At 68.7% G+C, this 11,533-nt stretch carries 12 protein-coding genes; 5 read left to right on the top strand and 7 right to left on the bottom strand.

All coding sequences use genetic code 11. From position 1 onward, the window contains the following. Positions 1–18: 18 nt before the first annotated feature. Positions 19–303 carry a DUF2631 domain-containing protein gene (locus ACWEQQ_RS08920; protein ID WP_379386585.1) on the bottom strand — a complete coding sequence of 95 codons (285 nt, stop codon included), beginning with the start codon at positions 301–303 and terminating at the stop codon, positions 19–21. Between the two features lie 93 nt (positions 304–396). Here ACWEQQ_RS08920 and dxr point away from each other — a divergent pair, with 93 nt between their 5' ends. Then, positions 397–1,536: a 1-deoxy-D-xylulose-5-phosphate reductoisomerase gene (gene dxr / locus ACWEQQ_RS08915; RefSeq protein WP_452347820.1), complete on the top strand. Its 1,140-nt coding sequence runs from the start codon at positions 397–399 to the stop codon at positions 1,534–1,536. A gap of 22 nt (positions 1,537–1,558) precedes the next feature. Beyond that, positions 1,559–2,761 carry a M50 family metallopeptidase gene (locus tag ACWEQQ_RS08910; protein ID WP_452345093.1) on the top strand — a complete coding sequence of 401 codons (1,203 nt, stop codon included), beginning with the start codon at positions 1,559–1,561 and terminating at the stop codon, positions 2,759–2,761. On the opposite strand, the gene ACWEQQ_RS08905 is transcribed toward ACWEQQ_RS08910, so the two are convergent. Then, positions 2,736–3,410: an endonuclease V gene (locus tag ACWEQQ_RS08905; protein ID WP_452347819.1), complete on the bottom strand. Its 675-nt coding sequence runs from the start codon at positions 3,408–3,410 to the stop codon at positions 2,736–2,738. The two genes, ACWEQQ_RS08910 and ACWEQQ_RS08905, sit on opposite strands and share 26 nt — an antisense overlap. A gap of 256 nt (positions 3,411–3,666) precedes the next feature. Here ACWEQQ_RS08905 and ispG point away from each other — a divergent pair, with 256 nt between their 5' ends. The 3 genes from ispG to ACWEQQ_RS08890 all read left to right on the top strand — a co-directional run bounded on the left by ispG (position 3,667) and on the right by ACWEQQ_RS08890 (position 7,784). Next, positions 3,667–4,800 (top strand): flavodoxin-dependent (E)-4-hydroxy-3-methylbut-2-enyl-diphosphate synthase, encoded by a 1,134-nt coding sequence (gene ispG, locus ACWEQQ_RS08900; RefSeq protein WP_379386894.1) that lies wholly within the window; start codon positions 3,667–3,669, stop codon positions 4,798–4,800. A 233-nt stretch (positions 4,801–5,033) separates the two neighbouring features. Beyond that, positions 5,034–5,897: a GNAT family N-acetyltransferase gene (locus ACWEQQ_RS08895; RefSeq protein WP_452345091.1), complete on the top strand. Its 864-nt coding sequence runs from the start codon at positions 5,034–5,036 to the stop codon at positions 5,895–5,897. Positions 5,898–5,984: 87 nt separating this feature from the next. After that, entirely contained in the window at positions 5,985–7,784 is a 1,800-nt protein-coding gene (locus tag ACWEQQ_RS08890; protein ID WP_452345090.1) for a penicillin-binding transpeptidase domain-containing protein, read from the top strand. A gap of 19 nt (positions 7,785–7,803) precedes the next feature. Here the strand turns inward: ACWEQQ_RS08890 and ACWEQQ_RS08885 are convergent, their stop codons facing one another. From ACWEQQ_RS08885 to ACWEQQ_RS08865, 5 genes are all read right to left on the bottom strand, one after another. Then, entirely contained in the window at positions 7,804–8,001 is a 198-nt protein-coding gene (locus tag ACWEQQ_RS08885) for a hypothetical protein (protein WP_379402444.1), read from the bottom strand. 223 nt (positions 8,002–8,224) lie between these two features. Further along, entirely contained in the window at positions 8,225–8,734 is a 510-nt protein-coding gene (locus ACWEQQ_RS08880) for a peroxynitrite isomerase (protein ID WP_452347952.1), read from the bottom strand. A gap of 74 nt (positions 8,735–8,808) precedes the next feature. Then, positions 8,809–9,630 carry an ABC transporter permease gene (locus ACWEQQ_RS08875; protein ID WP_452345089.1) on the bottom strand — a complete coding sequence of 274 codons (822 nt, stop codon included), beginning with the start codon at positions 9,628–9,630 and terminating at the stop codon, positions 8,809–8,811. Between the two features lies 1 nt (position 9,631). Beyond that, the gene (locus ACWEQQ_RS08870) at positions 9,632–10,465 is read right to left on the bottom strand and encodes an antibiotic transporter (protein ID WP_452347818.1); all 834 of its coding nucleotides are present in this window, start codon (positions 10,463–10,465) and stop codon (positions 9,632–9,634) included. Beyond that, the gene (locus ACWEQQ_RS08865; RefSeq protein ID WP_452347951.1) at positions 10,462–11,502 is read right to left on the bottom strand and encodes an ATP-binding cassette domain-containing protein; all 1,041 of its coding nucleotides are present in this window, start codon (positions 11,500–11,502) and stop codon (positions 10,462–10,464) included. Before ACWEQQ_RS08865 ends, ACWEQQ_RS08870 begins: the two co-directional genes overlap by 4 nt. Positions 11,503–11,533 lie beyond the last annotated feature (31 nt).

Here is an 11,533-nt window from a genome sequence, read left to right as displayed (position 1 = left end):
AAGGGATTTCGTATCGAACTAGCGCGGGCGGCGCGACACGATGGAGTCGCGGATCAGCACGAAGGCGAGACCGGCTGCGAACAGCACCAGGAAGATGTAACCGACATTGCCGGTGCCCGAGGAGCTGCCCTGCTGGTTCTCGAACAGCATGGCCAGCAGGATCACGACGACGACCCAGCCGGCGGCGCGAGCGGTACGGCGCGACTCGCCGCTCCAGCCCCACGCGGCGGACGGAACCTCGGCGGTGTCGACCTTGGTGACAACCTCAGAGGGGTGCGCGGGTTCCAGTTCCGTGGCGGCCACTGTGGCTCCTTTACGGCTCGAATCGATTGCTGGCCAATATCGTGACATACGACCCAGCGTCGTAGCGAGCAGGGGGCAGGGGACAATGGATCCGTGTCCGACGTTGTGAGAGTTCTGCTGCTGGGCAGCACCGGTTCGATTGGTACGCAGGCACTGGAGGTGATCGCGGCCAACCCCGACCGCTTCGAAGTGGTGGGTCTCGCGGCGCGCGGGGGCAATGCGGACCTGCTGGCCCAGCAGATCGCGGCCACCGGGACCGGCAACGTGGCGGTGGCCGATCAGGCGGCGGCCGCGAAACTCGGTGTGGCGCTGTCGGGTCCGGACGCCGTGACCGAGCTGGTCCGGCGCACCGACGCGGACGTGGTGCTCAACGCGCTGGTCGGCTCGCTCGGCCTGGAGCCCACCCTCGCCACGCTGGAATCGGGGCGGCGACTCGCCCTGGCCAACAAGGAGTCTCTGGTGGCGGGCGGCTCGCTGGTGACCCGGGCGGCCAAGCCGGGACAGATCGTGCCCGTGGACTCCGAACATTCGGCGCTGGCCCAGTGCCTGCGCGGCGGCACCGCGGGCGAGGTCGCCAAACTGGTGCTCACCGCCTCCGGCGGACCCTTCCGCGGCTGGACCACCGAGATGCTGGAATCGGTGAATCCGGCCGAGGCCAAGACCCATCCGACCTGGTCCATGGGGCCGATGAACACGCTGAACTCGGCGTCGCTGGTGAACAAGGGCCTCGAGCTGATCGAGACGCACCTGCTGTTCGGCATCGACTACGACCGCATCGACGTCACCGTGCACCCGCAGTCCATCGTGCACTCCATGGTCACCTTCACCGACGGCTCGACCCTGGCCCAGGCCAGCCCGCCCGATATGAAGCTGCCCATCGCGCTCGCCCTGGGCTGGCCGGACCGCGTTCCCGGCGCGGCCGCCGCGTGCGACTTCTCCACCGCCTCCACCTGGACTTTCGAGCCGGTCGACAACACGGTCTTCCCGGCCGTCGAGCTGGCCCGCCGGGCCGGTAAGGCCGGCGGATGCGTGACCGCGGTCTACAACGCCGCCAACGAGATCGCCGTGCAGGCATTCCTCGACGGACTCATCCGATTCCCCGACATCGTGCGCACCGTCGCGCGCGTCGTCGAGTCCGCCGACCGTTGGAGCGCCGAACCCGGTAGCTTGGACGAGGTGCTCGCGGCCGATACGTGGGCGCGCGACACCGCACGCACGATCGTGCGCGGCTGACAGCAGGAGGGCTCGGAACCGGATGGTCTACGCGATCGGCTTCGTACTGTTCGCCCTCGGGATCACGGCCTCGGTCGCCCTGCACGAATGCGGCCATATGTGGACCGCGCAGGCCACGGGCATGAAGGTGCGGCGCTACTTCATCGGTTTCGGGCCCAAGGTCTTCTCCTGGCGGCGCGGCGAGACCGAGTACGGTCTCAAGGCGCTGCCGCTGGGCGGGTTCTGCGATATCGCGGGCATGACCGCCCTCGACGAGCTCGAACCCGAAGAGCTCGACCGGGCCATGTACCGGCAGGCCACCTGGAAGCGGCTGCTGGTGATGTCCGGCGGCATCCTGATGAACTTCCTCATCGGCTACCTGCTCATCGTGCTGCTCGCGGTGGGGTGGGGGCTGCCGCGTTTCGATCAGCCGCCGGCCACCCAGCTCGGGGCGATGAGCTGTGTGGCCAACATGGCTCCCGACCAGTCGCTGCTGCCCTGCACCGGGCAGGGCCCGGCCCAGCTCGCGGGTCTGCAGCGCGGCGACCGGGTGACCGCGGTCGCCGGCGTCCCGATCAAGACCTGGAACGACTTCCGCACCCAGACCGAGAAGCAGACCGGCACCTTCGAATACACCGTCGAGCGCGACGGCAAGACGCTGCCGATCCAGGTCACCCCGCAGATGGCAACGGTCTACACCGACAAGAACGGCACCCCGAAGACCGTCGCCAAGGTCGGCGTCGGCCAGGACTACTACGCGCCGGTCCAGCACAACATCCTCAGCGCGATTCCCGCATCGGGCGCGTTCACCGGCCAGATCGCGGTGCGCACCGTCGAATCCCTGGCCCAGATGCCCTCCAAGGTCGTCGACCTGTGGCACGCCGTCACCGGCGGCACCCGCGACCCGGAGACCCCCGTCAGTGTCTACGGCGCCTCCAAGATCGGCGGCGAGACCGCCGAGCATGGCCTCTGGTCGATGTTCGTCCTGACCCTGGCCAGCCTGAACTTCTTCCTCGGCGCCTTCAACCTGCTCCCGCTGCTCCCCCTCGACGGCGGCCACATGGCCGTCGTCATCTACGAAAAGCTCCGCAACCTCTTCCGCAACCGCAAGGGCCTCCCCGACGGCGCCCCGGTCGACTACCTGAAGCTGCTCCCCGCAACCTACGTCGTAGTCGTCATGGGCGGCGCCTACATGATCCTCACCCTGGTCGCCGACATCGTCAATCCGGTGAAACTGTTCCCATAGTCGTTGGCGCGCTTGCGGATTCGATGGCGATCTCGCGCAGCAGGGTGCGGCAGAGCCGATCCGCCCGGCGGGTGGTTTCGGGCTGACGGTACTCCGGGGTCAGGGCCAGGACCTGTGCGCAGGCCGTTTCCAGGTCGATCAGGTGGCCGACCGAGACGTAGACCGGTTTGACCTTGGTGCGGGTGCGGAGGGCGCGGCCGACCGGGTCGCCGTCGATGGTGATGACGGTGGAGGCGCCGCGCTCGGGGGCGGGCTCCTCGAAGTCGCCCCAGGCGTTCTTGGCGACTCCGATGGTCGGCACGCCGGTCAGGAGGCCGAGGTGGCAGGCGAAGCCGAAGCGTCGCGGGTGGGCCAGGCCCTGGGAATCGCAGACGAGCAGATCCGGTGTGACGGTGAGGTTTTCGAGTGCCGCCAGGGTGGTGGGGAGCTCCCGGAAGGCGAGCAGGCCCGGCACGTACGGGAAATCGGTGGTGCCGCGCGCGGTGGCGGTCTCGACGGTCTCGAGCGTGGTGGCGTCCAGCACCACAATGGCGGCCGCCACATTGCCGTCGTCGTCATAGGCCGAGTCAAGCCCCGCGATCGTCCGGAATTCCGGGGGCCGGGGGTTGGCGGCGATCACCCGGGCGCGCAGCCGATCTTGCAGTGCCACTGCCTCTTCCGGTGTCGCCGGCCACGGATCTGGATTCGCTACCTTCACTTTTCGGAGCGTAAACCTTCGCGTCGATTGCAACGAATATGAACCGTAGGCCCCGGGGCGATTCCGAGTCCTGCAGCCGGCGCGGGTACCCTTGTCGCCGCCGTCACAGGGCGACCGGTATTCGAGTCTCGGTAAGCTCGGAGCCGGTAAGGGTGAGGACTTAGTCGAAAGTAGGCAGCCGATCGTGAGCAGTGCCATCGCTTTGGGGATGCCGGCCGCACCGGCGGCCGTCCTCGCACCACGGCGCAAGACGCGCCAGCTGATGGTGGGCAATGTCGGAGTGGGGAGTGAGTTCCCCGTCTCGGTCCAGTCGATGACCACCACCAAGACCCATGACGTCAACGCCACCCTGCAGCAGATCGCGGAGCTGACCGCGTCCGGCTGCGACATCGTGCGTGTGGCCTGCCCGCGTCAGGAGGATGCGGACGCGCTGGCGACCATCGCCCGCAAGTCGCAGATCCCGGTGATCGCCGACATCCACTTCCAGCCGCGCTACATCTTCGCCGCCATCGACGCGGGCTGTGCCGCGGTGCGCGTCAACCCGGGCAACATCAAGGAGTTCGACGGCCGCGTCAAGGAGGTCGCCAAGGCGGCCGGTGACGCGGGCATTCCGATCCGCATCGGCGTCAACGCCGGCTCCCTGGACAAGCGGATGCTGGAGAAGTACGGCAAGGCCACCCCCGAGGCGCTGGTCGAGTCCGCGCTGTGGGAGGCGGGCCTGTTCGAGGAGCACGGCTTCGGCAATATCAAGATCTCGGTCAAGCACAACGACCCGGTGATCATGGTCGAGGCCTACCGCCAGCTCGCCGCGCAGTGCGACTACCCGCTGCACCTGGGTGTGACCGAGGCCGGCCCGGCTTTTCAGGGCACCATCAAGTCGGCCGTCGCGTTCGGCTCCCTGCTGAGCGAGGGCATCGGCGACACCATCCGCGTCTCCCTCTCTGCCCCGCCCGCCGAGGAGATCAAGGTCGGCACCCAGATCCTCCAGTCCCTCAACCTGCGCCCCCGCAAGCTGGAGATCGTCTCCTGCCCGTCGTGCGGCCGCGCCCAGGTCGACGTCTACACCCTCGCCGACCAGGTCACCGCGGGTCTCGAAGGCATGGAGGTCCCCCTCCGCGTGGCCGTCATGGGCTGCGTCGTGAACGGCCCCGGTGAGGCCCGCGAGGCCGACCTCGGCGTTGCCTCCGGCAACGGCAAGGGCCAGATCTTCGTCAAGGGCGAGGTCATCAAGACCGTCCCCGAGCACCTCATCGTCGAGACCCTCATCGAGGAGGCCATGCGCCTCGCCGAGGAAATGGGCGACACCACCGAATCCGGCGCTCCGGTCGTCACCGCCGGCTAGCCATACCCCAACCCGGCCCGGTCCGCATCGGCATCACCGCCGCTGCCGCCCGGGCCGTTCGTCGTTCGCGCCTCGGCCCGGGACCCGTACCGGCCGCCGCGTTCCGGAGTGATGTGGGGCGGATGTCGTACCGAGGGGTTGGATTGGGTTGGGGGTTGGGGCTTTTGCCTGATGGGTGGGCGGTTGGGGACAATCGTGCGGCGCGGGGCGGGAAGTTCTGGCAGGCTGTGAGCGTGCGGAGTGTGCTGGAGCCGACTCGCAGGGGCCGGACGTCCGGGACCCGTCAGCTCGCGAACCGCGATCTGACGCAGGTCTTGCGTGTGCTCGACACCGATCCGGTGGCGACCTGTATGGTCGCCGCGCGCCTGCAGGAGTACGGGCTGGACCCGCGCGGGGTGTACGGCGAACTGTGGACCCGGGGTGGGCCGGCGGAGTCGCTGTGTTTCTCGGGCGCGAATCTGGTTCCGCTGCGCGGTGGTCGCGACGATATGAAGGCCTTCGCGGAGCGTGCGATCAAGGGCCCGCGCCTGTGCTCGTCGGTGGTGGGGCGGCGTGAGCTGGCTCTGCCGCTGTGGGAGTTGCTGGCCGAGCACTGGGGGACGCCGCGGGAGGTGCGCGAGGATCAGCCGCTGCTCGCGCTGGAACGGCCCGCGAATATTGCGCCGGATTTGCGGGTGCGCCGGGTGCGGCCCGAGGAGATCGACCGGTATCTGGTCGCGGCGGTCGCCATGTTCACCGAGGAGATCGGGATCGATCCGCGCACGGGCGACGGCGGGCGCAGTTATCGCCGCCGGGTGTCGGGGCTCATCGAATCCGGCCGGGCCTGGGCACGATTCGAGGACGGTGAGGTCGTCTTCAAGGCGGAAGTCGGCGCGTTGTCGCGACGCACCGGACAAATTCAGGGCGTATGGGTCCATCCGGACAAGCGCGGCCAGGGTTACGGCACGGCGGGGACCGCGGCCGTGGCCAATGTGGTGGTCTCCTCCGGGCGCACGGCCAGCCTATATGTCAACTGCTACAACAAAATTGCGCGCCGTGCGTACAGCAAGGTGGGGTTCCGTCAGGTCGCCACCTTTGCGACCGTGCTGCTGGATTGAGCCACACTCTGTGATGTGAGCATGAAATCCGTTCCGGTGCAGTGTGTCGCGCCGGTTTGCCAGTAGTTGGCTCTAGCATCTGACTCGATGTCAACACGGGTCTTCATCACGCTGATCGCCGCCGCGGTCGCCCTCCCGGTCACCGTCGCCGCGGCCGGTTGCTCGTCGGGTCCGCAGGGCCCCGCGCAGGCGGCCGAGGCCTTCGTCTCCGCCTTCGCCGACCACGAGGTGCAGGCGGCGGCCGACCGCACCAGCCAGCCCGAAAAGGCCGGTGCCGCACTGGCTTCGGCGTGGGACCAGCTGCAGGCGGAGAAGCTGGTGGCCACCACCGGCGCCGCCCGCGTCACCGGTGACACCGCCATCGTCGACTACACCTACGAATGGCATCTGCCCAAGGACCGCGTCTGGACATACCAGGGCCAGCTGCAGATGGGCCGCGCCAACGGGCAGTGGCAGGTGCGCTGGTCCTCCGCCGACATCCACCCGCAGCTGGGCAATACCCAGACGCTGCAACTGCGTTCGAATCCCGCGCCCCGGGCGCGGGTGAACGAACGCTCGGGCAGTGACGTGATGGTGCCGGGCACGCTGTACCGGGTGCTGTTCAAACCGTCGGCATCGTCCGATCCGACCAGGGTCTCCGCGGCGCTGGCGAACGCCCTGCATCGCTTCGACGCGCATCTCACCCCGGACTCGCTGTTGCGCGCGGCCGGCAAGGCCGACGGCGCCTACACCGCGGCGCTGCTCTCGGAATGGGAGTTCGGCGAGGTGAATTCGCAGCTGCTGGGGCTGTCCGGGGTCACCTTCAGCAAGGAATTCGATCTGGTCCCCACCGACCGCCACTTCGCCCCCGACCTGATGACCCAGGTCCGCACGACCGTCATCGACGAGGTGGACGGCAAGGCGGGCTGGAGCGTGGTGACCGTGAATGCCAATGGCGTCGACACCGATGTGCTGCAGGAGGTCGATCCCCAGACCTCCCCGTCGTTCTCGCTCAGCGTCGACCGCTACATCCAGAACGCCGCCCAGAGCGCGGTGGATGCCCGCACCGAGCAGACCATGATGGTGGTGCTGCAACCGTCCACCGGCGCGGTGCTGGCCATCGCCCAGAACGAGGCGGCCGATGCCGACGGCCCGGTGGCGGCGATCGGCCTCTATCCGCCGGGCTCGACCTTCAAGACGGTGACCGCCGCCGCGACCATGACCGCCGGCCACGCCACCCCGGACACCGTGGTGCCGTGCCCGAGTCGAATCGTGGTGGGGGAGCGCACGATTCCCAACTACGACCTGTTCAGCGTCGGCAACGTGGCCATGGCGACCGCCTATGAGCGTTCCTGCAACACGTCGTTCGCCAAGCTCGCCTCGGAGCTGGGTGGCCAGGATCTGCGCACGGCCGCGGCCGCGCTGGGGCTGGGTCCGGACTACACGATGGCGGGCCTGCCGACGGTGTCGGGTTCGGTGCCGGCCGACGATGATCCGGTGCAGCGCGCCGAGGACGGCATCGGTCAGGGCAAGGTGCTGGCCAGCCCGTTCGGCATGGCGATGGTGGCGGCGACGGTGGCGCACGGTTCGACGCCTGTGCCGTATCTGATCGCGGGCCATCCGACCCAGGTGTCGGGTGATCGGCCGAAGTTGAAGCCGGAGATCATCGACGGGTTGCGGTTGATGATGCGCAAGGTGGTGCTCGGCGGTACGGCCGAGCGCATCGTGGATCAGGGTGAGGTCTACGGGAAGACCGGTGAGGCCGAGGTGGACGGCGGTTCGCACTCGTGGTTCATCGGCTACCGCGGTGATCTGGCCTGGGCGACCCTGCTGGTGCGCGGTGGCAGTTCGGACAATGCGGTGGTGGTGACGCGGGACATGCTCGCGGCGCTGCCTCCGGGCTACTGAGGACGACCGCCCGGCGGGGTCAGCGCTCGCTGTAGGTGTCGAGTCGCGAGCACGCGACGGGATGGATCGCGCCGAAGTTGTCGGTCACGAAGCGTTGGTCGGCAAGGGCTTGGACGGGTGGTCCGTCACTGGAAGCGTCGCCGAGGATCTCGGTGACGCCCGCACCGGCGAGGATCATGCCTGCGGTGGTGATCAGCAGAAGGGCCGAGCGCTTCATGTCCCTCTCCCTTGTTTGGGGATGAGTTGGGAGACCCGAACGTTCGCCGCTATCGGCGAACACGGTGGTGATCCGATGCTCATTAAGGGTTGGCTGACTGTTTGCCAATGGAAGAAACGGTAATCGGTCACTTATGCCGAGGCAACCCGCAAGTGTGCTGCCGCATTCCGGTTGGACGGAGATGCGGCAGGTTACGGGCCGGGTTGGAGTCCGAAGTTCCCTGTCAGTTTTGCCGCTGCATGGTTGCCGCGAGGTGATGGGTCAGCGGTTGCTCGACTGCGGCCATGCGCAGCGAGTACTCGAGGGTGTCGCCCGTGACGGTGATGGTGCGGCCCAGCGCGGTCACCGATTTCGCGGTGCTGCTGAGGCCGATCGAGGTGGAGTCGAGTTCCAGGCGCAGCTCGCCGTCCTCGGTCACCAGGCTGCCCTCGCAGATCTCGGTGATACCGGTGGGATGGGCCAGGATGAGCTCGATGCGGCCGGGGCTGATCGCCCGCAGGTATCCGGCCTCGCTGTGCATGGGCCGGCTGCCGTCGGCGGCGCGGGTGCGCTGCCGGTAGGTGAGGAAGGGGCGGCCGACGTGGCCGAAGTGCACTTCCTCGAGGTACTCGAACGGTTCGATGGTCGGGTATTCGCCGCGGCCGCGGCCGCGCCAGGTGCCCAGCAGCGGGGCCAGGTGGGCGATATCGGGGTGCGGCGCGACGGTGGTTTCGGGTTCGAGCACGGCGGACAGCTTAATCGGCCGACCCGTAGCTGCGGGAGGTAGCCGCGCCTGGGCGCCGACATTCCCGGATAGGGGTATTGATCTCAGCGGCGGCTGGCCCGGCGGTAGCCGTAGGCGGAGGGGATGGCGAACACGATGATCAGGCCGGCGGTCCAGGCGAGGGTCCGCGTCAGCGGGCCCGCCACCGGTCCGCCCTCGGCCAGCGCGCGCATGGTGTCGACGGCGACCGACATGGGCTGATCGCGGACCACGGGCTGAATCCACTGGGGGTAGGCCGGGAGCGGTACGAATCCGGTGCTGAAGAACATGAGCAGTGACGACAGCAGTGCGACGGCCTCGACCAGGGTGGACTTGGCGGTGAACACGGCGATGGCGGTGACCATGGTGGCGAAGGCCAGCCCGAACAGCACCGGAATCCACAGGAAGGCGAAGGCCTGCAACGGTCCCTGCCGGAAGCGGAAGCCGAGCGCGGTGCCGAAGCAGATGATCACGACGGTTCCGGCGAAGATGCGGCAGCCCTCGGCGATGATGCGCGCGGCGAGCCCGGAGGCGCGGTGCACCGGCAGCACCCAGAAGCGGGACAGGATGCCCGCCTCCCGTTCCCGGCCGAGCATGACGCCGCTGGCCACGGTTCCGGAGAGCGCGCCGACCAGGGTCACCATGGGGGTGGATCCGTAGAGGGCGCTGTGGCCGGAGAACTTCTGGATCTGTGAGCCCACCACGATGTCGAGCATGAGCAGCAGCAGGCACGGCACGATGAGGGTTTCGAGCAGCGTGATGGGGTCGCGGACCCAGCGCAGCAGCAAGCGCTGGGTCTGAATCCAGGTGTGCCGCAGCAGAGCTGGGGCCGAGCCTTCGCCGAAGACGATGGTGTCGGCGAGTTCGGGGTGGTCGAGGGTGGCCATATCAGGACCTCTTCAGGTTCTGCCGGGCGATGAAGTAGCAGGCCAGCGCGGTGCTGCCCGCGAGCCACAGCAGCGGCGGCATCATGAGGGACCAGGTCACCGGGTGGGCCTTGCCGAGGGTGTCGCCGCCGAACGCGCGCAGTCCCTCGGCGAATTGGGAGACCGGCTGGTTGCGGACGAAGAACTGGACCCAGTGCGGGAATTGGTGGGCGGGGGCGAGACCGGTGGAGAGCATGCCGAGGATGAGCGGCGGCAGTACCAGCACCTGGGTGGTGGCCTCGGGGCTGTGGGTGGCGGTGCCGATGGCGTCCGCGCCGAGACAGAACGCGATGCCGATGGCCAGTCCGAGAGCCAGGAAGCCCAGGGTGTGCACCGTGCCGCCGACGAAGCGGAACCCGATCACGTGGGTGCTGACCACGGCCGAGGCGAGCCCGATGAGCAGCCGGAACACATTGGAGGACATGCGCGCCGCGGCGGGGACGAGCGGGTGCATGGGCATGGCGTCGAAGCGCCGGTCGAGGCCGGAGACCGCGTCGGTGGCGGCGCGGAAGGCGGCGGAGACCGCGGTGAAGGCACACGCCTGCAGGATGACGATCGGCGCCATGAACTGCGCGTAGCTGCTGAATCCCAGTCCGGCGAAGGACATCACGCGGTTGAGCGGGATGTAGAAGCTGGCGGTGAAGGTGATGGGTGCCAGGATGGCGGTGATGATTTCGCCGGTTTTGACCGAGGGCACGATGAGCCGCACCGTGAGCACCCACCACTGGGCGAGGGTGGCGGGGGTGGCGCGGACGTTGGTGAGCCACCCGGCGGGTGCGGCCTCGACGGCGGTCATGCCCGGGTCCGATCCTCGGCGCTGAAGCCCCCGTCCGTCGTCCGGAACCGGACCGACGGCGAATCATCTTCGGCCTCTTCGGATTTGGCGATGTGCCCGGTGAGCTCGAGGAAGACGTCGTCGAGGGAGGGGCGCCGCAGCGCGATGTCGACGAGTTCCATTCCGGCCGTGTCGAGCCGGCGCAGCGCCTCGGCGAGGGTCTTGGCGCCCTCCGGCGCGGGGATGGCGATCCGGTCCGAATCCCCGGTCAGCGCTTCGCGATTGGCGGCGGGCAGCAGGTCGCCGAGGGCGCGGGCGATGGCGGGCAGGTCCTCGATGCGCAGCGGCACGATCTCGCAGTAGCTGCCGCCGGTGCGGGCCTTGAGTTCGTCGGCGGTGCCGTCGGCGATGACCAGGCCGTGGTCGATGACGATGATGCGGTCGCAGAGCGCGTCGGCCTCTTCGAGGTACTGCGTGGTGAGCAGGGTGGTGATGCCGTGTTTGCGGAAGCCGCCGACCAGGTCCCAGACGCCCTGCCGGCTGCGCGGATCCAGGCCGGTGGTGGGTTCGTCGAGGAAGACCACCTCGGGCCGCACCACGAGTCCGCAGGCGATGTCGATGCGCCGTCGCATGCCGCCGGAGTAGGTGCCGACGCGGCGTCCGGCGGCCTGCACCAGGTCGAATTCCTCGACGAGTTCGTCGGCGCGGGCGCGGGCGGCGCGTTTGCGCAGGCCCATGAGGCGGCCGAACATGACGAGGTTCTCGTACCCGGACAGGGCGTCGTCGAGGGCGGCGAACTGCCCGGTCAGCATGATGGATCGGCGGACCGCGGCGGCGTCGGTGACGACGTCGTGCCCGGCGACCAGGGCGCGCCCGCTGTCGGGGGCGATCAGGGTGGACAGGATATTGACCGTGGTGGTCTTGCCCGCGCCATTGGGTCCGAGGATGCCGAGTATCTCGCCGGGCGCGGCCTTGAAGGTGATGCCGCGCAGCGCCCGGACCGCGCCGAAGGATTTCTCGACGTCTTCGACGACCACGCCGTCGACGCCGGTGTGCACGCTGCTCGGGGGTGCGACCGTCCTGGTTTCC

Source organism: Nocardia sp. NPDC004123 (genome assembly GCF_053603795.1).
The sequence above is the reverse complement of the archived record's forward strand: the minus strand, read 5'-3'. Positions and strand labels throughout refer to the sequence as shown.